22 protein-coding genes are annotated in these 22,000 nt (G+C 73.2%); 18 read left to right on the top strand and 4 right to left on the bottom strand.

Annotated features, from left to right (window positions below):
* Positions 1–36 precede the first annotated feature (36 nt).
* From ACZ6SQ_RS28345 to hypE, 18 genes are all read left to right on the top strand, one after another.
* A complete protein-coding gene (locus ACZ6SQ_RS28345) occupies positions 37–633 on the top strand; it encodes a TetR/AcrR family transcriptional regulator (protein ID WP_386385283.1) in 597 nt (198 codons plus the stop codon).
* Positions 634–760: 127 nt separating this feature from the next.
* Positions 761–1,006: a DUF6400 family protein gene (locus tag ACZ6SQ_RS28340; RefSeq protein ID WP_469566905.1), complete on the top strand. Its 246-nt coding sequence runs from the start codon at positions 761–763 to the stop codon at positions 1,004–1,006.
* Complete coding sequence (locus ACZ6SQ_RS28335; protein ID WP_469566903.1) at positions 993–1,241, top strand: hypothetical protein; 249 nt, start codon at positions 993–995, stop codon at positions 1,239–1,241. Before ACZ6SQ_RS28340 ends, ACZ6SQ_RS28335 begins: the two co-directional genes overlap by 14 nt.
* 131 nt (positions 1,242–1,372) lie before the next feature.
* Positions 1,373–3,175 carry an enoyl-CoA hydratase-related protein gene (locus ACZ6SQ_RS28330; protein WP_469566901.1) on the top strand — a complete coding sequence of 601 codons (1,803 nt, stop codon included), beginning with the start codon at positions 1,373–1,375 and terminating at the stop codon, positions 3,173–3,175.
* Between the two features lie 64 nt (positions 3,176–3,239).
* Positions 3,240–4,328 (top strand): NADH-quinone oxidoreductase subunit B family protein, encoded by a 1,089-nt coding sequence (locus ACZ6SQ_RS28325; protein ID WP_469566899.1) that lies wholly within the window; start codon positions 3,240–3,242, stop codon positions 4,326–4,328.
* A gap of 115 nt (positions 4,329–4,443) precedes the next feature.
* Positions 4,444–6,225, top strand: coding sequence for a nickel-dependent hydrogenase large subunit (locus ACZ6SQ_RS28320; RefSeq protein ID WP_469566897.1), 1,782 nt, complete (start codon positions 4,444–4,446; stop codon positions 6,223–6,225).
* A complete protein-coding gene (locus ACZ6SQ_RS28315; protein WP_469566895.1) occupies positions 6,222–6,758 on the top strand; it encodes a hypothetical protein in 537 nt (178 codons plus the stop codon). Before ACZ6SQ_RS28320 ends, ACZ6SQ_RS28315 begins: the two co-directional genes overlap by 4 nt.
* Positions 6,755–7,384, top strand: coding sequence for a DUF5947 family protein (locus tag ACZ6SQ_RS28310; RefSeq protein ID WP_469566892.1), 630 nt, complete (start codon positions 6,755–6,757; stop codon positions 7,382–7,384). Before ACZ6SQ_RS28315 ends, ACZ6SQ_RS28310 begins: the two co-directional genes overlap by 4 nt.
* Positions 7,381–8,073 (top strand): DUF6084 family protein, encoded by a 693-nt coding sequence (locus ACZ6SQ_RS28305; RefSeq protein WP_469566889.1) that lies wholly within the window; start codon positions 7,381–7,383, stop codon positions 8,071–8,073. Before ACZ6SQ_RS28310 ends, ACZ6SQ_RS28305 begins: the two co-directional genes overlap by 4 nt.
* On the top strand, positions 8,070–9,488 hold the full coding sequence (locus ACZ6SQ_RS28300) for a hypothetical protein (protein WP_469566887.1): 1,419 nt from the start codon (positions 8,070–8,072) through the stop codon (positions 9,486–9,488). The genes ACZ6SQ_RS28305 and ACZ6SQ_RS28300 overlap by 4 nt, the downstream gene beginning before the upstream one ends.
* Complete coding sequence (locus ACZ6SQ_RS28295) at positions 9,485–10,024, top strand: hydrogenase maturation protease (RefSeq protein ID WP_469566885.1); 540 nt, start codon at positions 9,485–9,487, stop codon at positions 10,022–10,024. Before ACZ6SQ_RS28300 ends, ACZ6SQ_RS28295 begins: the two co-directional genes overlap by 4 nt.
* Positions 10,021–10,125, top strand: coding sequence for a DUF6893 family small protein (locus ACZ6SQ_RS28290; RefSeq protein ID WP_469566882.1), 105 nt, complete (start codon positions 10,021–10,023; stop codon positions 10,123–10,125). The genes ACZ6SQ_RS28295 and ACZ6SQ_RS28290 overlap by 4 nt, the downstream gene beginning before the upstream one ends.
* Before the next feature lie 128 nt (positions 10,126–10,253).
* The gene (gene hypA, locus ACZ6SQ_RS28285; RefSeq protein WP_469566880.1) at positions 10,254–10,646 is read left to right on the top strand and encodes a hydrogenase maturation nickel metallochaperone HypA; all 393 of its coding nucleotides are present in this window, start codon (positions 10,254–10,256) and stop codon (positions 10,644–10,646) included.
* Positions 10,647–10,649: 3 nt separating this feature from the next.
* Positions 10,650–11,414, top strand: coding sequence for a hydrogenase nickel incorporation protein HypB (gene hypB / locus ACZ6SQ_RS28280; protein WP_469566878.1), 765 nt, complete (start codon positions 10,650–10,652; stop codon positions 11,412–11,414).
* On the top strand, positions 11,411–13,768 hold the full coding sequence (hypF, locus tag ACZ6SQ_RS28275; RefSeq protein ID WP_469566875.1) for a carbamoyltransferase HypF: 2,358 nt from the start codon (positions 11,411–11,413) through the stop codon (positions 13,766–13,768). Before hypB ends, hypF begins: the two co-directional genes overlap by 4 nt.
* A 30-nt stretch (positions 13,769–13,798) precedes the next feature.
* Positions 13,799–14,104, top strand: a complete 306-nt coding sequence (locus ACZ6SQ_RS28270; RefSeq protein WP_469566873.1) for a HypC/HybG/HupF family hydrogenase formation chaperone — start codon at positions 13,799–13,801, stop codon at positions 14,102–14,104.
* On the top strand, positions 14,101–15,225 hold the full coding sequence (hypD, locus tag ACZ6SQ_RS28265; RefSeq protein WP_469566871.1) for a hydrogenase formation protein HypD: 1,125 nt from the start codon (positions 14,101–14,103) through the stop codon (positions 15,223–15,225). Before ACZ6SQ_RS28270 ends, hypD begins: the two co-directional genes overlap by 4 nt.
* Positions 15,218–16,297, top strand: a complete 1,080-nt coding sequence (gene hypE, locus ACZ6SQ_RS28260) for a hydrogenase expression/formation protein HypE (protein ID WP_469566868.1) — start codon at positions 15,218–15,220, stop codon at positions 16,295–16,297. Before hypD ends, hypE begins: the two co-directional genes overlap by 8 nt.
* Before the next feature lie 52 nt (positions 16,298–16,349).
* Here hypE and ACZ6SQ_RS28255 read toward each other — a convergent pair whose 3' ends face one another.
* From ACZ6SQ_RS28255 to ACZ6SQ_RS28240, 4 genes are all read right to left on the bottom strand, one after another.
* Positions 16,350–18,191 carry a GMC family oxidoreductase gene (locus ACZ6SQ_RS28255; protein WP_469566866.1) on the bottom strand — a complete coding sequence of 614 codons (1,842 nt, stop codon included), beginning with the start codon at positions 18,189–18,191 and terminating at the stop codon, positions 16,350–16,352.
* The gene (locus ACZ6SQ_RS28250) at positions 18,188–19,621 is read right to left on the bottom strand and encodes a hypothetical protein (RefSeq protein ID WP_469566864.1); all 1,434 of its coding nucleotides are present in this window, start codon (positions 19,619–19,621) and stop codon (positions 18,188–18,190) included. The genes ACZ6SQ_RS28255 and ACZ6SQ_RS28250 overlap by 4 nt, the downstream gene beginning before the upstream one ends.
* On the bottom strand, positions 19,618–20,304 hold the full coding sequence (locus ACZ6SQ_RS28245) for a FadR/GntR family transcriptional regulator (protein ID WP_469566861.1): 687 nt from the start codon (positions 20,302–20,304) through the stop codon (positions 19,618–19,620). Before ACZ6SQ_RS28245 ends, ACZ6SQ_RS28250 begins: the two co-directional genes overlap by 4 nt.
* Before the next feature lie 104 nt (positions 20,305–20,408).
* Positions 20,409–22,000 (bottom strand): ATP-binding SpoIIE family protein phosphatase (locus ACZ6SQ_RS28240; protein WP_469566859.1); only part of this gene is annotated, 1,592 nt, incomplete at its 5' end.

Below are 22,000 nucleotides of genomic sequence, written 5' to 3'. Positions count from 1 at the left end.
GAACCGCTCGGTGCGGCATCGCTCTATCCTTCAGCAATGCGCGAGACGAACACCGCCAGGAGCGCGGGACGCCCCCGTTCCGCGGAGAAGGACGCGGCGATCCTCCAGGCCGCGCTCGAACTCCTGGCCTCCCACGGATACACCCGGATGAGCCTGAGCCAGGTGGCCGCGGCCGCGCAGGTCAGCAAGTCGACCATCCATCTGCGCTGGAAGACCAAGGCGGACCTGGTCACCGCCGCCCTGGAAGCCATGCGCATGGTGCACGCCCCGCCCGCGAGCGGCGACACGCGCACCGACCTGGTGGCCGTTCTGGAGGACTTCGCCGAGACGGTCCGCCGGGTGCGCGGCATGGCCCTGATCGGCACCTGCCTGGCCGAGGAGGCCCACACCCCCGACCTGCTCGCCCTGCTGCGCGAGCGCACGGTCCTGCCCCGCAGGGCCCTGCTGCGGGAGATCCTCGAGGGCGCCCGGGACCGTGGCGAGATCCGCGCGGACGCCGACCTGGAGGCGGCCGTCTCCGCCCTGCTCGGCCCCTTCTACGCCGACTACCTGGGTGGCCGCGGCGGCCACCACGGCTGGGCCGGACAGGCCGTCGACCTGGTCATTTCCGCCCTTCGCCCGCCCGGCGCCTGACCGCCACGACGCCCCTCGCCCGCCCGGCGCCTGAGGCCCGCGACGCCCCTCGCCCGCCCGCCGCTCCGCTGTGACTTCTCCCACCCGCTCTTGCCCCGGCGAGAAAGGGTTACCTAATTTCGACGGCATGTCCTCCCATGACCCCGCTGCCGTCGAGTTCGCCGTAGACCTCACGGCCCACGAAATGCACCGGCGCGCGCACGTCCTGGACGCCCTCGGCCCCGAGTGGGACCCGGGCGCCGCGCTGCGCGGTGAGGAAGAGGCGTACGCCCTGCTGTACTCCGGGCTCGACGCGGACCAGCAGCGTGTGTACGACGAACTCGTCGAGGCCGGAGTGCTGCCCCGCCGAGGGGGCGGCCATGCTGCCCCTTGACCCGCAGGCGGACATCGGCCGCCGGGCCTGGGTCGCCTGCCCGAACTGCGACGACCACCAGGGCTGCGGGGACTGCGCCCAGCGGCGCAGCTGCTCCCGGCACTGGCGTTATCTGCTCTCCAACACGGGCAGTCTGCTGCACCTCCAGTGCAGCGGGTGCACGCATGTCTGGACGCACGAGACCGGTTTCGGCGCCACCCGCTCCCTATGGAAGCGCATCACGGGCGCTCCGTGAGGCCGGTCGGCGGATCCGGCCCCGCTTTCGGATGACCCTGCCGTCCGGTTCCGGGCGCGAACGGCCGTTCTGCCCCAGGATCGCGGTCGGCGGTCGAAGCCCGGCCGCCGTCCACCAGCCCGGAGGCAGCCGTGCGCATCCTGCTCGTGGCCAGCGCGTTCAACAGCCTCACCCAGCGTGTCCACGCCGAACTGCGCGACCGCGGCCACAGGGTGGCCGTGGAACTCGCCCTTCCCGACGTCCCACTGACGGACACCGTGCGGCGGCACGACCCCGAGCTCGTCGTCGCGCCGATGCTGAAGACGGTGATCCCGGAGGAGGTGTGGTCGGCGTACACCTGCCTCGTGGTGCATCCGGGGCCGGTGGGCGACCGGGGCCCGTCCTCCCTGGACTGGGCGATCCACGAGGGCGCCGGGCACTGGGGGGTGACGGTTCTCCAGGCCGAGGCCGAGATGGACGCGGGTGACGTGTGGGCCTCGGTGGCGTGCCCGGTCCCGCCCGTGGCCAAGAGCGACCTGTACCGCGGTGAGGTCGCCGACGCGGCGCTCGCCGCCGTGCTGTTCGCCGTGGAGCGCTTCGCGGGCGGCACCCATGTCCCGGTCCGGCAGGACCACGAGGGCCTGGCGGGCGCGGCCCCGCGGGTCAGGCCGTATCTCGACCAGAGCGTCCGGCGCATCGACTGGGACGCGGACTCCACCGAGGCCGTCGTCCGTAAACTGCGCGCGGCCGATTCGCAGCCGGGCGTGCTGGACGAACTGCTCGGCGGCGAGTGGTACCTCCACGGCGGCCATCCCGAGCGGGCGCTGCGCGGCCGGCCGGGCGAGCTGCTGGCCACCCGGACGGGGGCGGTGTGCCGCGCCACCGCCGACGGCGCCGTATGGATCCCCGAACTGCGCCCGCGACGGCTGCCCGGCGGGCCGCCCACCTTCAGACTCCCCGCCGCGCGGGCCCTCGGCGACCGGCTCCCGCCCCTGCCCGACCTACCCCTGCCGCCGCTGCCCGACGGACGCGACGGCACCTGGAGCGACATCCGCTACCGGGAGGAGGGCGACGCGGGCTTCCTGTCCTTCGCCTTCCCGGGCGGGGCGATGAGCACCGATCAGTGCCGACGGCTCCTGGCCGCCTACCGCGCGGCCCGCGCCCGCCCCACCTCCGTGCTGGTGCTGGGCGGGGAGCGGGACTTCTTCTCCAACGGCATCCACCTCGGCGTCATCGAGGCCGCCGCCGATCCCGCCGCCGAGTCCTGGGCGAACATCAACGCCATCGACGACCTCGTCGAAGCGGTCCTGACCACCACGGACCGGCTGGTGGTCGCCGCCGTCGGGGGCAACGCGGCGGCGGGCGGGGTGATGCTCGCCCTGGCGGCCGACGAGGTGTGGTGCCGCGCCGGGGCCGTGCTGAACCCCCACTACCGCCTGATGGGGCTGTACGGCTCCGAGTACTGGACGTACACCCTGCCCCGCAGGGTCGGTGCCGCCGCGGCCGAACGGCTGATGCGGGAGGCGCTGCCCGTGAGCGCGGCCGGTGCCCTGGACCTCGGTCTCGCGGACCGGGTGCTCGACTGCGGGCCCGGCGACTTCGCGCCGGAGGCCGGCACCCTGGCGGCGCGGCTCGCCTCCCACCCGGCGACGGCGGCCCGCGTCCTGGCGAAGAAGGCGGCACTCGACCGGCAGGAGTCGGCCACCCCGCTGGCGGTGTTCCGTGAGCGGGAGCTGGACCGGATGCGACGCACCTTCGAGGACCCCGCCGCGCCGTACCACGCGCTGCGCCGGGCGTTCGTCCGCAAGGAACGGCCCCGGGCCACCCCCGCGCATCTCGCGGACCCTCCCGGACATCCGGCCGGTCCTCCGGTTGCGCCGAACGGCTCCGTCCCCTGTGTGACCCCCGTCACTGGAACGGCGCTCTCCGATGTCTCAGAGCAGCCGAACGGCTGATACGAAGAGAGGCGAAGGCCCGAAAAGAAGGCCTTCATCCCTTACCTCCCCAGGAGGCGGTCCCATGACTGAGGCGACGCAGGGCACGGCATCCGCAACGGACACCACCGGCGCGCCCGCCGACGAGACGCCCACGATCCACATCCTCTGGATCAACGCGGGCCTGAGCTGCGACGGCGACTCGGTCGCGCTGACGGCGGCCATGCAGCCGAGCATCGAGGAGATCGTCCTCGGTGTGCTGCCCGGACTGCCGAAGATCCAGGTGCACTGGCCGCTCATCGACTTCGAGTGCGGTCCGGTCGGTGGCGCGGACACGTTCATCGAGTGGTTCTTCAAGGGCGAACGGGGCGAGATCGACCCGTTCGTACTGGTCGTCGAGGGGTCCATCCCCAACGAGGCGATCAAGCCCGAGGGCTACTGGTGCGGCTTCGGCGACAACCCCGAGACCGGCCAGCCCATCACGACCAGCGAGTGGATCGACCGCCTCGCCCCCAAGGCCCTGGCCGTCGTGGCCATCGGCACCTGCGCCACGTACGGCGGCATCCACGCGATGGCCGGCAACCCGACCGGCGCGATGGGCGTCCCCGACTACCTCGGCTGGGACTGGAAGTCCAAGGCGGGCATCCCGATCGTCTGCGTGCCCGGCTGCCCGATCCAGCCCGACAACTTCGCCGAGACCCTCACCTACCTGCTCTACCAGGCGACCGGCGCCGCCCCGATGATCCCGCTGGACGACAAGCTGCGCCCGGCCTGGCTGTTCGGGGCCACGGTGCACGAGGGCTGCGACCGGGCCGGCTACTACGAGCAGGGCCAGTTTGCGGAGACGTACGACTCGCCGAAGTGCCTGGTGAAGATCGGCTGCTGGGGCCCGGTGGTGAAGTGCAACGTGCCCAAGCGCGGCTGGATGAACGGCATCGGCGGCTGCCCCAACGTCGGCGGCATCTGCATCGCCTGCACCATGCCCGGCTTCCCCGACAAGTTCATGCCGTTCATGGACGAGCCCCCCGGCGCCAAGCTGTCCAGCACCGGCAGCTCCGTCTACGGCTCCGTGATCCGCAGGCTGCGGACCATCACGGCACGGACGGTGGACAAGGAGCCCAAGTGGCGCCGCACCGGGGAGAAGATCAGCACCGGCTACCGGCCGCCCTGGTGACGACCTCCCACGGCTGACGGCCGCGTGACCCACGCGGCCGGCCACGAGTGACCCGCTCTGCTTCGTGCACCCCCACACCCGCACCCCCCGCGCAACGAAGGGCACGGCAACGACCATGGCAAGGACGAAGGCGGCCGGAGACGGTACCGGTCTGGTGGAGATGTCCTGGGATCCGATCACCCGGATCGTCGGCAGCCTGGGCATCCACACGAAGATCGACTTCAAGCAGAAGAAGGTCGCCGAGTGCTACAGCACCTCGTCGGTCTTCCGTGGCTACAGCGTCTTCATGCGCGGCAAGGACCCTCGCGACGCCCACTTCATCACCAGCCGCATCTGCGGCATCTGCGGCGACAACCACGCCACCTGCTCGGTGTACGCGCAGAACATGGCGTACGGCGTGAAGCCCCCGCACCTCGGTGAGTGGATCCTCAACCTCGGCGAGTCCGCGGAGTACATGTTCGACCACAACATCTTCCAGGAGAACCTGGTCGGGGTCGACTACTGCGAGAAGATGGTCAAGGAGACCAACCCCGGCGTCCTCGAACTCGCCGAGCGCACCGAGGCTCCGCACGCCGCCGAGCACGGCTACCGCACGATCGCCGACATCATGCGCTCGCTGAACCCGCTGGAAGGCGAGTTCTACCGCGAGGCGCTCCAAGTCAGCCGCTACACACGGGAGATGTTCTGCCTGATGGAGGGGCGCCATGTGCACCCCTCCACGCTCTACCCGGGCGGTGTCGGCACGGTCGCCTCCGTGCAGCTGTTCACCGACTACATGAGCCGCCTGATGCGGTACGTGGAGTTCATGAAGCGGGTCGTGCCCCTGCACGACGACCTGTTCGACTTCTTCTACGAGGCCCTGCCCGGTTACGAGGAGGTCGGCCGCCGCCGCGTCATGCTCGGCTGCTGGGGAGCGCTCAACGACCCCGAGTACTGCGACTTCACCTACGCCAACATGACGGACTGGGGCCGGCGCATGTTCGTCACGCCCGGTGTCGTCGTCGACGGCAAGCTGGTGACGAACGACCTCACCCAGATCAACCTCGGCATCCGCATCCTGCTGGGCAGCTCCTACTACGAGGACTGGGAGGGCCAGGAGCAGTTCGTCACCCACGACCCGCTCGGCAACCCCGTCGACCCGCGCCACCCGTGGAACCAGCACACCATCCCCGCCCCGCAGAAGCGGAACTTCGACGACAAGTACAGCTGGGTGATGTCCCCGCGCTGGTTCGACGGCAAGGACCACCTCGCCCTGGACACCGGCGGCGGCCCCATCGCCCGGCTGTGGTCCACCGCCCTGTCGGGACTCGTCGACATCGGCTACGTCAAGGCCACCGGCCACAGCGTGGTCATCAACCTGCCCCGCACGATGACCAAGCCGGAGACCACCTTCGAGTGGAAGATCCCGCAGTGGTCCAACGCGCTGGAACGCAACCGCGCCCGCACCTACTTCCAGGCGTACGCCGCCGCCGTCGCCCTGCACTGCGCGGAGAAGGGACTCGAGGAGGTCCGCGCCGGACGCACCCAGACCTGGGAGAAGTTCGAGGTCCCGGACGAGAGCATCGGCTGCGGCTTCACCGAGGCCGTCCGCGGCGTCCTCTCCCACCACATGGTGATCCGCGACGGAAAGATCGCCAACTACCACCCGTACCCGCCCACTCCGTGGAACGCCAGCGTCCGCGACAGCTACGGCACCCCCGGACCGTACGAGGACGCGGTGCAGAACACCCCGATCTTCGAGGAGAACTCCCCGGAGAACTTCAAGGGCATCGACATCATGCGCGCCGTCCGCAGCTTCGACCCCTGTCTGCCCTGCGGAGTCCACATGTACGTCGGCGGCGGGAAGACCGTGAAGACCCTGCACGTGCCCACCGGCCTGAGCGGACTGGGCGGATGAGCGCGCCGACGGTACCGCGGGCCGTGACCGCGCAGGAGACCGGCCGCCGCGTCGAGGAGATCCTCGACCGGCTCACCGACGACGGCGACCCGGCCGGCGCCACCGCCGCCGAGGAACTCGTCCGGTCCCTCATGGACTTCTACGGCTCCGGACTCGCCCGCATCCTCCAGCTGCTGGCCGCGAGCCCCGGCGACCCGGCCGCACGGCTCCTCGGGGACGAACTCGTCGCGAGCCTTCTCGTCCTGCACGATCTGCACCCCGAGGACCGCGACACCCGTATCCGCCGCGCCCTGGACAGCCTGCGGGGCCAGGACCTGGAGGTGCTGGGGTTCGACCAGGACACCGGCCGGCTGACGCTGCGGGCCGAGGCGGGCGGCGGCTGTGGCTGCGGCTCCGGCGGGGACGGTGCCCGGGAGGCCGCCGAGGCGGCCCTCGCCTGCTTCGCCCCGGAGGTCACGGTCGTCGACATCGAGACCGCGCCCGCCGGGCCCACGCTCCTCCAGATCGGCGTGGCACCCACGGTGGCCCGATGAGCGCGCCCGCCGCAGGGCTGCGCAGATTCGTCACCGAACGCCCGCCACGCCCCGAGGTGTGCGAACTCTGCGCCACCGAGGTGCCCGAGGACCACCGCCACCTGGTCGACACCGAACAGCGCGCGCTCGCCTGCGCCTGCGCGCCCTGCGCGGTGCTCATGGAACAGCCGGGCTCCGCCGCGGGCCGCTTCCGCGCGGTCCCGGCCCGCTACCTCACCGACCCCGGCCACCGCCTCGACCCCCGGGCCTGGGAGACCCTGCAGATCCCGGTCGGCGTGGCCTTCTTCTTCCGCAACGCCGCCCTCGACCGGCTCGTCGCGCTCTACCCGAGCCCCGCGGGCGCCACCGAGAGCGAACTTGAACCCGCCGCCTTCGACGAGGTCCTCGGCGGCACCCGGCTCGCCGCGCTCCTCGAACCCGACGTGGAGGCACTCCTGCTGCGCCGGACCGGCGACAGCTGCGAGTGCCACCTCGTCCCCATCGACGTCTGCTACGAACTCGTCGGCCGGATGCGCCTGCTGTGGCAGGGCTTCGACGGCGGCGCGGAGGCGCGGGCCGCGCTGGACGCCTGCTTCACCGAGGTCCGGCGCCGGGCACGGCCCCTGAAGGAGGCGGAGCGGGCATGACCGAGTTCTCCTTCGCCTGCACCGGCGTCCGCGCCGACCGGTACGCCGCCGGACCCACCCTCGTCTTCCGGCTGCGCGTCACCGCCTCCGGCGACACCCCCGTGCACGCCCTCGCGCTGCGCTGCCAGCTGCGCATCGAACCCGCCCGCCGCGGCTACGCCGCCGACGAGGCCGAAGGACTCACCGACCTGTTCGGCGAGCGCTCCCGCTGGGGCAGCACGCTCCAGCCGGTGCAGTTCGCCCAAGTCCCCCTGATGGTGACCGCGTTCACCGGGGAGACCGAGGCCGACCTCGTCGTCCCCTGCACCTACGACCTGGACATCGCCGCGACCCGCTACCTGGACGCCCTCTCCGACGGCGAGGTCCCGCTGCTGATGCTGTTCTCCGGCACGGCGTTCACCGGCACCGGCGGCTTCCGGGTGGAACCCGTCCCCTGGGACCGCGAGGCGACCTGCCGGATGCCCGTCGCGACCTGGCGGGAGATGGTCGAGCAGCACTTCCCCGGCTGCGGCTGGATCCGGCTGCCGCGCGCCACCATGGACGCCCTGCTCGCCTACCGCTCCCGGCACGCGCTGCCCTCCTGGGACGCCACCCTGCGGGCCCTCCTCGACGACGGCGCCGCCGCGGGCGTACCCGCGAACGACCCGCTGCGCGCCCTCACCGGCACCACCGGAAGGACCCACCCGTGACCGCGCCCGCCTTCGCACCCGAGACCGAGGAACGCCTCGCCCTCGCCCGGCAGGTGGCCGACGCCGTCCTCTTCGAGGGCTATGTCCTCTACCCCTACCGCGCCTCGGCCGCGAAGAACCGGCTGCGCTGGCAGTTCGGGGTGCTCGTACCGCCCGCCTGGGGCGCCGAGCACGACGAACACGACTTCCAGCACACCGAGTGCCTGATGGAACCGAAGCAGGGCGCGACCCTCTCCGTCGAGGTCCGCTTCCTGCGCGCCCGCCGGCGCACCGTCCAACAGGCCCTCCCCGACGGCGGTTTCGCCACCGTTCCCGAACTCCGTCTGGACGACCGGGTGCTGATGCCCTGGGACGAGGGAGCCGAGGAACGCGTCGAGGTCGTCGTGCCCGTCGCCGGACTGCCCGGCGACGGTGTCACCCGCCCCTTCACGCTCCCCGCGCGGGAGGACACCGAACCGGTGCTGGACGCCGCCGGGCACACCGTCGGCCGACTGCTGCGCCGGAGCGAGGCGGTCAGCGGCAGGCTCACACTGTCCGCACGCGAACTCGACGGCCCCTACCGCACGGTGCGGCTGACCGCGGTCGTCGAGAACACCAGCGACTGGACCCCGAGCGGGGAGCGGGGCGACGGCCGGGAGGCCGCCCTGCCGCACTCCCTGGTCGCCACCCACCTCCTCATGGCCCTCAGCGCCGGTTCGTTCCTGTCGATGACCGACCCGCCCGAGTGGGCCAGGGGCGCGGTCGCCGCATGCCGCAACCTGCACACCTGGCCCGTCCTCGCGGGCGAGCCCGGACGCGGCGACCTGGTGCTCTCCTCGCCGATCATCCTGGAGGACCACCCCGCCATCGCCCCGGAGAGCCCCGGCGCGCTCTACGACGCCACCGAGATCGACGAGATCCTCGCGCTGCGCACCGCCGCCCTCACCGACGAGGAGAAACGCGAGGCCCGCGGCACGGACGCCCGCGCGGCCGCGGTCATCGACCTCGCGGACTCGATGCCCGCGGAGGTACTGGAACGCCTGCACGGCGCGGTACGCGGACTGCGGGAGATCACCGGCGAGACCGGGGACGGGTTCCCCGACGAGCACGGCGTCCAGCGCCCCGACACCCCCTGGTGGGACCCGGCGAGCGACGCCGGGTTCGACCCGGCGCGGGACCGGGTCGTCGTCGGCGGCCGGTCCCTCGGGGCGGGCAGCCGCGTCGAACTGCGGCCGGGCCTGCGGCACACGGACGCCCAGGACCTGTTCCTCCAGGGCCGCGCCGCCACCGTGGAGGCGGTGCTGCACGACGTCGACGGCGCGGTGCACCTCGCGGTCACCGTCGACGGCGACCCCGGCGTCGACATCCGGCGCGAGCAGGGCCGCTACCTGTACTTCCAGCCCGACGAACTCGTTCCGCTGGAGGGCGACGCATGAACCGACCCAGAACCCTCGTCGCCGGCATCGGCAACACCTTCCTCGGCGACGACGGCTTCGGAGTGGAGACCGCGCGTCTCCTCGCCGCCCGCGACCTGCCGGACCACGTCGAGGTCGTCGACGTCGGCGTACGAGGGGTGCACCTCGCCTACCAGCTGCTGGACGGCTACGACACCCTCGTCCTGCTCGACGCCACCGAGCGCGGCGGGACCCCCGGCACCCTCTACGTCATCGAGTACGACGGCCCGGACGGCGGCGACACCGCCCCCGCGATCGACGGCCACCGCATGACCCCCGACGCGGTACTGGCACTGCTGGACACGCTCTGCGCCGGTACCGGGGGACAGCGCCCCCGGCGCGTCCTGATCGTCGGATGCGAACCGGCCACGGTCGAGGAGGGCATCGGCCTGAGCAAGCCGGTCTCCGACGCCGTCCCCGAGGCCGCCCGGCTCGTCGGGGAACTGCTCCGGGACGACCCCGCCGGCCTGGCACGCGTCCCCGCCGCCGACACTTCCACAGGAGGAGACAAGGCATGAAGAAGATCATCGCCGCCGGTGCGGCCCTGGCCGCCGTCGCCGCCGTCGTCTCGCAGTTCGTTCCCGACATCCGGCGCTACCTCCGCATCCAGCGCATGTGACGCGCAGCCCGGTACGCCGCCGCCCTTGCGGCGAACGGCGTACCCGCCGCCGCGGGCACGGCGTGCCGGGCCGTCGCGCCAGGGGCCCTCGCCTTGAATGAGGGCCGGCCCTGGGAGGACGAGACCCTATGCACGAGATGTCCATCGCGCTGGCCGTGATCGACCAGGTGGAGACGGCCGCCGCACAGCACACCGAAGTCACCGCCGTGCGATCGGTACGGCTGAAGGTGGGCGAACTCGCCGGTGTCGTGCCCGACTCCCTCACCTTCTGCTTCGAACTCGCCTGCGCCGGAACCCTGCTGGAGGGCGCCGAACTGGTCACCGAGGAGGTGCCCGGCCGGGCCCGCTGCACGCCCTGCGCGCGCGAGTGGGCCGTCGGCATGCCGCCCCGGCTGAACTGCCCGGGCTGCGACGGGTCGGCCGTCGAACTGCTCGCGGGCCGGGAGCTCCAGATCACCGACGTGCGATGGGAGAGCGGCGACCCCGCGCCCGCGCGCGAACCGATCCCCGAGGAGTGCTGAACCATGTGCCGTGTCCTCGACCTGCAACAGGCCGTGCTCGCCAAGAACGACGCCAGCGCCGGACTCCTGCGCTCCCATCTCGCCGACCGGGGCACCACGGTCGTCAACCTGCTCTCCAGCCCCGGCAGCGGCAAGACCGCCCTGCTGGAACGCGAGTTGGTCCTGGCCCGGGAGCGCGCCGTCGCCGTCGCCGCGCTCACCGCCGACCTCGCCACCGAGAACGACGCGGCACGGCTCGCCCGTTCCGGCGTCCCGGTCAAGCAGGTCCTCACCGACGGACTGTGCCATCTGGAGGCGGCCATGCTCGCCGGGCACCTGGACGGCTGGCTGCCCCTCGGCACCCGGCTGCTGTTCGTGGAGAACGTCGGCAACCTGGTCTGCCCCGCCTCCTACGACCTGGGCGAGACCCTCCGCGTCGTCCTCGCCTCCGTGACCGAGGGCGAGGACAAGCCCCTCAAGTACCCCACCGCGTTCGGCCTCGCCCATCTGGTGGTGGTGACGAAGACCGACATCGCCGAGGCCGTCGAGTTCGACGAGGACGCCTTCCGCGCGAACGTGGAGCAGGTCAACCCGGGCGTGGAGATCGTCCTCACCTCGGCGCGCCGGGGCCGGGGCGGCGGCGTACTGCTCGACCGGGCGCTCGCCGCCGCACAGGACGGCCCCCCGCACACCCCGGTCATGGCCCGAAGCCCGCAGCACGGTCACACGCACACCCATACGCACCCCGGCGCGGCCGACGCGCTCGCCCCCGCTCCGGCCCGCTCGTGAGCGCACCGGCCCGGCCGGCCGCGGGCCCGCAGGACCAGCCGCACCGCCGCCGGGTCGTCGTACGGGGTGTGGTGCAGGGCGTGGGCTTCCGGCCGTACGTCTACGGACTGGCCACCGAACTCGCCCTGACCGGGCATGTCACCAACACACCCGAGGGCGTCGTCGCCGAGGTCGAGGGCAGCGCCGAGGCCGTGGCCCGCTTCTGCGACCGGATCGTGCTCCAGGCACCGCCGCTCGCCCGGGTGGAGTCCGTCCGGCACCAGGAGATGCCCGCCACCGGCTCGGGAGCCTTCACCATCCTCGCCTCCCGCGCCGGTGGCCCGGCCCGCACCCTGGTCTCGCCCGACACGGCGACCTGCGCCGACTGTCTCGCCGAGCTGGCCGACCCGGCCGACCGGCGCCATCGCCACCCGTTCGTCAACTGCACCCACTGCGGGCCGCGCTTCACGATCGTGACCGGGGTGCCCTACGACCGGGCCAGCACCACGATGGCCCGCTTCCCGATGTGCCCCGACTGCGCCCGCGAGTACGGCGACCCGGCCGACCGGCGCTTCCACGCCCAGCCGGTGGCCTGCCCGGCCTGCGGGCCCCGGCTCAGGCTGGTCACCGCCGACGGCGAGCAGCACGGGGCGGACGTGATCACCGAGGCTCGTGCCCTGCTCGCGCGCGGTGCGATCCTCGCCGTGAAGGGGCTCGGCGGCTACCACCTCGCCTGCGACGCCACGGACGAGGCCGCCGTCACCCTCCTGCGGCGGCGCAAGGCCCGGGGCGACAAACCGTTCGCCGTCATGGCCAGGAGCGCCGCCGAGATCGGCCACCTCGTCCGGCTGGGCCCCGAGGAGCGCGCCCTGCTCGAAGGCGCCGCCCGCCCCGTCGTGCTGCTGAGGCACCGCACCGAACCTCCGGGCCCGGATGGGGCGGTGAGGCCCGCGGGGGCCGTCGCGCCCGGCAGCCCCGATCTCGGCGTGATGCTGCCGTACACCCCGGTCCACCATCTGCTGCTCGGTCTGCCCGGGGACCCGGACGGCCCCCGGCTGCTCGTCATGACCAGCGGAAACCTCTCCGGCGAGCCGATCGTCACCGACGACGCCGACGCCCTGGAGCGACTGGCGCACCTGGCCGACGCCTGGCTGACGCACGACCGGCCGATCCATGTCCCGTGCGACGACTCCGTGGTCCGGGTCTGCGACGGACAGCCCCTGGTGCTCCGCCGCTCGCGCGGCTACGCCCCGCTGCCCGTGGCGCTCCCGCTGCCCGTGCGTCCCGCCCTCGCCGTCGGCGGCGATCTGAAGAACACCTTCTGCCTGGGGGACGGGCGCATGGCCTGGCTGTCGGCGCACATCGGCGACATGGACGGCCTGGAGACCCAGCAGGCCTTCGAAGGCGCCGTGCAGCAAATGGAGTTCATCACCGGCGTACGGCCGACGGGCCTGGTCGCCGACCGGCATCCCGGGTACCGCTCCGCGCGGTGGGCCGAGCGCAACGCGGCCGGGCGGACCGTCGCACGCGTCCAGCACCACCACGCCCACATCGCCTCCGCGATGGCCGAGCACGGGCTCGACGGCACCCGGCCGGTGATCGGTGTCGCCTTCGACGGCACCGGGCACGGCGACGACGGGGCCGTGTGGGGCGGGGAGTTCCTGCTCGCGGACTACGACGGCTTCCGGCGGTTCGGGCATCTCGGCTACGTTCCCCTGCCCGGCGGCGACAGCGCGGTGCGCAGGCCGTACCGGATCGCCCTGGCCCATCTGCGCGCGGCAGGTCTGCCCTGGTCCGGCGACCTCGCGTGCACGACGGCCTGCCGGCCCGACGAACTGCGGCTTCTGGAGCGGCAGTTGGAGCGTGACCTGAACTGCGTCCCCACCTCCAGCATGGGCCGTCTGTTCGACGCCGTGTCCTCGCTCGCCGGGGTGTGCCACCTGGCGGGCTACGAGGCGCAGGCCGCCGTCGAACTGGAGGCGGCGGCACTGCGCGCACCGGACGCCGACACCACCGCGTACCCCTTCGACGTCCGGGAGGGCGAGCCGCTGCGGGCCGACCCGGCGCCCCTGATGGCGGCGGTCGTCGCCGACCTGCGGGCGGGTGCCGGAGCGGACGTGATCGCCGCCCGCTTCCACCGGGGGGTCGCCGCGCTGGTGCACCGGATGTGCCGGCTGGCGCGGGAGCGGCACGGGCTGGACACCGTGGCCCTGACCGGCGGGGTGTTCGCCAACACCGTGCTGTCCTGCGCCTGTTCGGCCGCCCTGCGCGAGGACGGCTTCACGGTCCTGCGGCACCGCCTGGTGCCGCCGGGCGACGGCGGCCTCGCGCTCGGCCAGCTGATGGTGGCCGCCCGCACGACGACCGACGACTGAGCAACCCGCGACCACAGAGAGGAGAGGCCCATGTGCCTGGCGGTACCCGGCAGAGTGCTGGACATCGAGGAACGGGACGGCACCCGGATGGCCACCGTCGACTTCGGCGGAGTCGTCAAGGAGGTGTGCCTGGAGTATCTGCCGGACCTCCAGGTCGGCGAGTACGCCATCGTGCACGTCGGGTTCGCCCTGCAGCGGCTGGACGAGGAGTCGGCGAAGCAGACACTCGAACTCTTCGCCGAACTCGGCATGCTGCAGGAGGAGTTCGGCGACGCCTGGGAGATGGCGGCGGCCGAGGCGGGCGTCGAGCCGGTGGAGGAGGTGCAGGGCAAGTGAAGTACCTCGACGAGTTCCAGGACCCGGAGCTGGCCCGGCGGCTGCTCGACGACATCCATGCCACCGTCACCCGGCCCTGGGCGCTGATGGAGGTGTGCGGAGGGCAGACGCACAGCATCATCCGGCACGGCCTCGACCAACTCCTGCCGGACCAGATCGAGTTGATCCACGGACCCGGCTGCCCGGTGTGCGTGACCCCGCTGGAGGTCATCGACAAGGCCCTGGAGATCGCCTCCCGGCCCGGGGTGATCTTCTGCTCCTTCGGTGACATGCTGCGCGTTCCCGGCACCGGCCGGGACCTGTTCCAGGTGCGTAGCGAGGGCGGCGACGTCCGGGTCGTGTACTCGCCGCTCGACGCCCTGCGGATCGCCCGCCAGAACCCGCACCGCGAAGTGGTGTTCTTCGGCATCGGCTTCGAGACCACCGCTCCGCCCAACGCCATGACGGTCCATCAGGCACGCAAGGAGGGCATCAGGAACTTCAGCATGCTGGTGTCCCACGTCAGGGTGCCGCCCGCCATCGAGGCGATCATGTCCTCGCCCACCTGCCGGGTCCAGGGCTTCCTCGCCGCCGGGCACGTGTGCAGCGTGATGGGCATGGGGGAGTACCCCGAACTGGCCGAACGCTTCCGGGTGCCCATCGTCGTCACCGGCTTCGAACCCCTGGACATCCTCGAAGGCGTACGCCGCACCGTACGGCAGCTGGAACGCGGCGAGCACTCCGTCGACAACGCCTACGCCCGAGCCGTCCGCCCCGACGGCAACCCCGCCGCCCGCGCCATGCTGGAGGACGTCTTCGAGGTCACCGACCGCGCCTGGCGGGGCATCGGAGTGATCCCCGACAGTGGCTGGCGACTGGCGCCGAAGTACCGCGACCACGACGCCGAGCACCGCTTCCGAGTCGACGGCATCCGGACCGAGGAACCCGCCGACTGCCGCAGCGGCGAGGTCCTCCAGGGACTGCTCAAGCCGCACGAGTGCGCTGCCTTCGGCACCCTGTGCACCCCGCGTACCCCGCTGGGCGCCACGATGGTCTCCAGCGAGGGCGCCTGCGCGGCGTACTACCTCTACCGGCGGCTGGACCTGCCCACCACGGCCCGGGAGGCGAGCCCCGTTGTCTGACCGCAGCGAACTCCCCCTCGCCTCCCTGGACATCGAGGCGTGGTCCTGCCCGGCGCCGGTGCGCGACCGGCCCCGGGTCGTCATGGGCCACGGCGGCGGCGGCGCACTCTCCGCCGAACTGGTCCAGCAGATCTTCGCCCCCGCCTACGGCGGCGAGACGCTCTCCCAGATGGGCGACGCCGCGGTCCTCTCCCTGGGCGGCGCCCGGCTCGCGTTCTCCACGGACTCCTACGTCGTACGGCCGCTGTTCTTCCCCGGCGGCAGCATCGGTGACCTGGCGGTCAACGGCACCGTGAACGACCTCGCCATGAGCGGCGCCCGAGCGGCCTATCTCTCCTGCGGATTCATCCTGGAGGAGGGCGTCGAGCTGGAGACCGTCACCCGGGTCGCCGAGGCGCTGGGCGCGGCCGCGCGCAACGCCGGGGTGGAGGTGGCGACCGGCGACACCAAGGTCGTCGAGTCCGGACACGGGGACGGCGTCTACATCAACACGGCCGGCATCGGGGTCGTTCCCGCGGGCGTGGACCTGCGCCCGCAGCGGGTCGTCCCCGGCGACGTCGTGATCGTCAGCGGCGCCGTCGGCGTCCACGGCGTGGCGGTCATGAGCGTCCGCGAGGGCCTGGAGTTCGGCGTGGAGATCGAGAGCGACTGCGCGCCGCTCGGCGGCCTCGTCGAGACCATGCTCGCGGTCACGCCGGACCTGCACGTGCTGCGCGATCCCACCCGCGGCGGCCTCGCGGCCTCGCTCAACGAGATCGCGGCCGCCTCCGGCACGGGGGTCGTCGTCCGGGAACGGGAGGTGCCCGTGCCGCCGGAGGTGGCCAACGCCTGCGCCATCCTCGGCCTGGACCCCCTGTACATCGCCAACGAGGGCAAGCTGGTCGCCTTCGTTCCGCGCGAGCACGCCGACGCCGTCCTCGACGCGATGCGCGCCCACCCGCTGGGCCGGGACGCCGCGGTCGTCGGCGAGGCCGTCGAGGCGCACCCGGGCATGGTCGTGGCCAGGACCGGGCTCGGTGGAACCCGGGTGGTCGACCTGCCGATCGGGGAGCAACTGCCGCGGATCTGCTGAGGTCCGCGTGCGTTGCCCGCCCCGGCCGTCCTTCGGCGGCCGGGGCGGTGCCTCAGTCGCCGAGGTGCAGGTCCGTGACGGCCAGCGCGGCGGCCATGATGCTCAGTTGCGGGTTGACCTCGGGGCAGGACGGCAGCACCGAGGCGTCGGCGATCAGGACTCCGTGCACACCACGCAGGCGGCCACGGGCGTCCGCCGGACAGCGCCGCGGGTCCGCGCCCGCCGCGACGGTCCCCGTGGGGTGGTACGCCGAGACATGAAGCTGGTGCGCCTCGGTGCGGGCGAGCAGGTCGTCGAGCTCCCCGAGCGTGCGTACCCGGGGTGTGGCGGGGATGCCCGTCAGCACCTCCTCGGCTCCGGCGGCGAGGAGCAGTTCGCCCATCGCGCGCACGGCGTGCAGCAGCCGTCCGGCGTCGCGGCGGTGGAGGTCGTAGCGGATCAGCGTGCGACCGCCGCCGAGTACGCGGCCGGAGGGACGGTCGGCGATCATCGCGCCGAGCGTGGCGAGCCGGTGGGCGTCGTCCAGTTCACGGCGCAGGCCCGCGCCCAGACCCGGCAGGACGAACGTGCCCATGCCGGGCGGCGTGGCGGTGGCCTCGATGAGCACTCCGTCGCGTTCGTGGTGCTCCTCCACGCCCACGCTCTGGAGTACCCCCTCCCAGGCGGTGACCGGCTCGGCGAAGCGGCCGGCGAGGGTCGTGGCGGGATGGACGCTGAGATTGCGGCCGAGCCGGGGATGGCCGCCCAGGCCGGAGCGGCGCAGCAGCGGCGGCGACTGAAGGGCACCGGCGGCCACGACGACCAGCGGCGCGAGGATCTCGAGGTGACCGCCGTCGCGGCGCACCCGCACCCCCGCCGCGCGTGGGCCACCCGGGCGGTCGCCGTCGACGAGCACGCGTTCCACCCTCGCCCCGGTGACGATCCGGGCCCCCGCCGCGCAGGCGTCGGGCAGGACGGACAGCTGGACGCTCTGCTTGGCGCCGGTGGGGCAGCCGACCACGCACGCGCAGGAGCCCCGGCAACCGGGGGCGTTGCGGCGCAGCGGCGCGGCGGTCCAGCCGAGGGCGCGGGCACCGGCCAGCGCGAGCCTGCCGTTGGCGCCGAGCACGTCCAGGGGCTGACGGGCCACGCCGAGCGTGCGTTCGGCCTCGTCGAGGTGGACGGCGAGGCCGTCGGCGGGCGCGAAGCCGAACTCGGCGCTCCAGCGGGCCAGGACACGCTCCGGAGTGCGGTAGCAGGTACCGGAGTTGACCAGTGTAGTGCCGCCGACGGCCCGGCCGGTCGGCAGCAGCACGGGCACCCGGCCGAGGGCCACGGTCGCCCCGCCGTCCCGGTACAGCTCGGTGAACCGCTCCAGCGGTGCGCGACGGCGGAAGCTGTCGGTGCCGTGGTGGTGGCCCTCCTCGAGGACGACGACGTCGAGTCCGGCCCGCGCCAGGGTCCGGGCGGCCATGGCACCACCGGCGCCCGAGCCGATCACGACGGCGTCGGCGGTCGTGCGCGCGGGCCAGGCCTCGGCGGGGGTGCAGTCGAGCGGCGGGTCCGGGCGGACGGGGGCGGGAGCCGGGGGACTGCCCCCGAGCATCCGCTCGGTTCCGGCCGCGAGCAGCACCGGCACCTTCACCGTCTCCAGCAGCGGCAGCAGGGCTGGCCGGGCCGCCAGCCGGGCGAGCACCGCCGCGCGTTCGGCGGGGGTGAGTGCGGCCATGCCGCGTCCGGTGCGGGCCCGTGCGTAGGCGTCCACTGCGTGCGCCGCCGCCCGGAACGCCGACCGGGGCCCGGCCGGCAGCGAGGCGAGTACCGTCTCCAGGCGGCCGGGGACGCGCGCGGCCCACTCGGTGGAGCCGTCGTCGCCGATCAGGGCGGCCACCAGACCGGTTACGGCGGCGCTCACCGGGTGCCCACTTCCGCGTGGGCGGTGCCGTCGAGAGTCCACCGTGCCTCGGTGCGCCAGCCACCCGGCCACCACCGTTCCAGGAGCACCTGTGCGTCGGCGCGTTCGCTGTTGCGGCACACGGCGGGGTCGCCGTCCGGGTCGCGGTAGTCGAGCGCGAGGGTGCGGTCCTCGGGCTGGGTGACCGTCACGGTGATCCGGCGCAGTCCGCTGCGGCCGGTGACCGTCCAGACGGGCAGGCCCAGTTCGGCGCGGAAGCGTCCGCAGCCCGCCCAGCCGACCGCGGTCCGCTCCGGGCGGCGCGGCCAGGTGCGGCCGTGGCGGCGCAGCCGCAGGAAGACCAGCGGGGGGAGCCTGCGCAGGCCGGGTCGCCGGGAGACGGCGGCGACGATCTCCAGCACCTCGCCGTCCCCGAGGTCGGCGTGCAGCCATGCCCAGCGGCGGGCGTTGCCGTGACCGTAGATCCGGGCGGACGCGCCGGGAGCGGCATCGAGCGGGAGGGTCGTGCCGTCGTGCGTGAACGTGCCGTCGTAGCGGGCCGAGGCGGCGGGCAGGATCTGCGCTGCGGGCAGCCAGGGCCGGGTCCAGGACCAGCGCGGGAACGTGAACAGCGGTTCGTCCAGGGGCCGTTCGTCGAGCTTCCACTGCCAGGCGCCGTCCTCCGCCGAGCCGGTGAGGCGGCCAGGGGCGGCCGTGACACCGTCCGCGCGGAAACCGTCGCGGTCGCCGGTCCACGGGGCGGGGCCGAAGCGGACATGGCGTACGGGGCCGTCCTCGGGGAACACGGCGGCCCAGCCGTGCGCGTACGGCTCGGATCCGTCGGCCGGCGCGACGAGTTCGTGATGGAGCCACACCCCGGTGCCGGTCGCTTGGTCGGTGAGTGTCGTGTACCAGACCTCGGTACGGCCCGCTTCGCCCCGCCAGCGCGGCGCGAGCAGACCGGCCGAGTTCTCCTGCCGCGGGAAGCGCCAGCTCGCCAGGAACGGCAGCCCCTGCGTGGCGAGACGGAAGCGCAGCACACCACTGCCGACCGGACTTCCGTCCTCGTACAGCGTGTACGGCAGTACGGTCATCGACGCCACGGGCCGCCGCGGGGTCACGGACTTCCAGCCGTCCAGGGTGAGGCGTCGGCCGTCGACGGTGAAGGCGAGCCGGTAGCGGATCCGCCGCCGGGCCAGCGGGGAGATCTCCAGCTCCCCCTCGACCGCCGCGCCGCCGGTGAGTCCGGCGATCCGGACGCGGCCCACGGCCCGAGCCTCGGTCGTACGGGTGGCGCGCAGCATCTGTCGTGCCGTCACGGTCAGTTGCAGACGTACTCCACGGGTGCGGCCCCTGTCCTCGTGCAGGCACAGCGTGCCCGACATGGTCTCCCGGAAAGAGGTGCCCCGGGTGGTGGCCGCGGCTCGGGTGCGGGTGCCGGGGCCGCTCATCGCAGGCCGTCCAGCATGATCCTCTCGGTGTCCGTCAGGTACTTCTCGGCGGCCTCGCGCGCCCCGGCCGCGTTCCCTGCGCAGACCGACTCGACGACGGGTGCGAGACGGTCACGGGCGGCCCCGGCGTCGGTGAACGGGCCCGCCAGCGAGGCGCGGACCGGCAGATAGGCGTTGAACAGGGTGTTGGTCAGCAGTACATAGACCCGGTTGCCGGTGGCCCGGGCCAGGGCGCGGTGCACCTCCACGTCCGCCAGCTGCACGGCGTCGCTGCCGGCCGCCTCGCCCACGGCGGCCAACAGGGCCCTCAGCTCGACCTGCCGGCCGTCCGACACTCGCGTGGCGGCGCGCTCGGCTATCAACGCGCCTATCCCACGCCGTACTTCGAAGATCTCGCCGACCCAGTCGGAACTGTGCCGCACCAGCATGGGCAGCAGATCCGCCCCGCCCAGCCGCAGATAGTCCCGCACCCGGGTGCCCACGCCGTGCCGGGTCTCCAGCAGCCCGGCCTGGACGAGACGGCCGAACGCGTGCTTCAGGGTGGTGCGGGTGACGCCGTAGCCGTCGGCGAGCTCACGCTCCGGTGGGAGGTAGGTCCCTGTCGGATGGCTCCCGTTGAGGATGTCCTCGCGAAGGCGGCCCTCCAGGGCGTCGACCAGCGTGGCGCGGGGCAGTGTCTCCACGTCGTCCCTCCAGTGGCTCAGTGGATGAGCCACTCAACCAGCAGGGTGACGTGACGTCAATGGCGGGCACCCGGACGCCTGTTCCAGTGGGCAGTCGAGTTCCGTCAGATCTCCCCGTCGCCTACCTGGAAGGTGAACCAGGTCGTCTTCCCGTCGTCGTTGGGCCGTACCCCCCAGCCGTCGGCGAGGGCGTCGACGAGGAGCAGGCCGCGTCCGGACTCGTCGTCGAGGGAGGCGGGGCGGGGCTGGGGGAGCTGGGGGCTGCGGTCGCTGATCTCGACGGTGAACTCCGTGGCGTTGCGGCGCAGATGAAGGTTGAGGGGGCCCTGTGCGTGCTGGATGGCGTTGGTGAGGACCTCGGAGACCAGGAGCCGGGCGTCGTCGACGAGGTGGGCGCAGTCCCAGTCGGTGAGGGTCTTCGTCAGGAAGGCGCGGGCCTCGCCGACGGCGGCGGCGACGGCCGGGAGATGCGTCGTCGCGGCGGCCAGCGGAGCCGAGGGGAGGCGGGCCAGGAGCAGGGTGACGTCGTCGTTGTGGCCGTCGGCGTCGGGCAGCAGCGCGGCGAGGACGTGGTCGGCGGTGTCCTCCAGGCTGTCGGTGGCGGCGAACGAGTCGTCGAGGGTGCCGACCAGCGCGGCGAGACGGTGCTCGATGTCGCTGCCCGGTGTCTCGATCAGGCCGTCCGTGTAGAGCACGAGCGTCGCCCCGGGCGGGACGGCCACACGGGCCTGCTGATGGAGGATGCCGCCGACGCCGAGCGGAGCGCTGACCGGGGCCTGGAGCGCCCGCACCGCGCCGTCCCGGTCCGCCAGCAGAGCCGGCAGATGACCGGCCGAGCAGAAGGTCACCTCGCCCGTGTCCGGGGCGAGGACGAGGTAGCAGCAGGTGACCAGCTGGTCGGGCAGGTCCAGATCGGCGACGATCGCGTCGAGGGCCTGCATCAACTGCCGTGGCTCCATGCCGGTCTTGGCCAGGGCGTGCGCGGCGGCCCGCAACTGGCCCATCACGGCGGCGGCGTCCAGGCCGCGCCCCATCACGTCCCCGATGAGGATGCCGACCCGGCCCGCCCCCAGCGGGATGAGGTCGAACCAGTCACCTCCCACGCCCGCGCCCTGGGTGGCCGGCAGATAGCGGCTCGCGGTGGCCAGGCCCGGAATCGCCGGCGGGGTGCCCATGAGGCTGCGCTGCAGGGTCAGGGCTATGTGGCGCTGCTGCTCGTAGAGGGCCTGGAGTTCGGCTTCCGCGCGTTTGCGGTCGCTGATGTCGCGCACGATGGCACAGGCGCCCTCGACCGTGCCGTCGGCGGCCCTGGTGGGCCACAGGGTGACGTCCACGTCCAGCAGGCGGCCGCTGCGGGTCACCCTGAGGGTCTCGAAGTGCTCGATCTTCTCGCCGCGGGCGAGGCGGTCCAGGAGCACGGTGATCTCGTGCCCGCGGTCCGGCAGGGCGAGCATGGACACACTTCGGCCGATGGCTTCCTCGGCGCTGTAGCCGTACAGCCGCTGCGCGGCCGCGTTCCAGTACGTGATGCGGCCGTCGAGGGTCTTCGCGAGGATCGCATCCTGGGAGGACTCGACCAGGGCGGCCAGGTGGTTGATGTGCTGTTCGGCGGCTTTGCGGTCGCTGACGTCGCGGACGGCGGCGGAGACGAGGAGTCCGTCGGTCGTTTCGAGGGGGCTGAGGCTGATCTCGACGG

Source organism: Streptomyces sp. NPDC048600, from assembly GCF_055587025.1.
This window is presented reverse-complemented; position numbering and strand designations above follow the sequence as displayed.

Coding starts and splice junctions, on each gene's coding strand:
- ACZ6SQ_RS28345 (WP_386385283.1), top strand. CDS start 37: ATGCGCGAGACGAACACCGCCAGGAGCGCGGGACGCCCCCGTTCCGCG.
- ACZ6SQ_RS28340 (WP_469566905.1), top strand. CDS start 761: ATGTCCTCCCATGACCCCGCTGCCGTCGAGTTCGCCGTAGACCTCACG.
- ACZ6SQ_RS28335 (WP_469566903.1), top strand. CDS start 993: ATGCTGCCCCTTGACCCGCAGGCGGACATCGGCCGCCGGGCCTGGGTC.
- ACZ6SQ_RS28325 (WP_469566899.1), top strand. CDS start 3,240: ATGACTGAGGCGACGCAGGGCACGGCATCCGCAACGGACACCACCGGC.
- ACZ6SQ_RS28320 (WP_469566897.1), top strand. CDS start 4,444: ATGGCAAGGACGAAGGCGGCCGGAGACGGTACCGGTCTGGTGGAGATG.
- ACZ6SQ_RS28315 (WP_469566895.1), top strand. CDS start 6,222: ATGAGCGCGCCGACGGTACCGCGGGCCGTGACCGCGCAGGAGACCGGC.
- ACZ6SQ_RS28310 (WP_469566892.1), top strand. CDS start 6,755: ATGAGCGCGCCCGCCGCAGGGCTGCGCAGATTCGTCACCGAACGCCCG.
- ACZ6SQ_RS28305 (WP_469566889.1), top strand. CDS start 7,381: ATGACCGAGTTCTCCTTCGCCTGCACCGGCGTCCGCGCCGACCGGTAC.
- ACZ6SQ_RS28295 (WP_469566885.1), top strand. CDS start 9,485: ATGAACCGACCCAGAACCCTCGTCGCCGGCATCGGCAACACCTTCCTC.
- ACZ6SQ_RS28290 (WP_469566882.1), top strand. CDS start 10,021: ATGAAGAAGATCATCGCCGCCGGTGCGGCCCTGGCCGCCGTCGCCGCC.
- hypA (WP_469566880.1), top strand. CDS start 10,254: ATGCACGAGATGTCCATCGCGCTGGCCGTGATCGACCAGGTGGAGACG.
- hypB (WP_469566878.1), top strand. CDS start 10,650: ATGTGCCGTGTCCTCGACCTGCAACAGGCCGTGCTCGCCAAGAACGAC.
- ACZ6SQ_RS28270 (WP_469566873.1), top strand. CDS start 13,799: ATGTGCCTGGCGGTACCCGGCAGAGTGCTGGACATCGAGGAACGGGAC.
- ACZ6SQ_RS28250 (WP_469566864.1), bottom strand. CDS start 19,621: ATGAGCGGCCCCGGCACCCGCACCCGAGCCGCGGCCACCACCCGGGGC.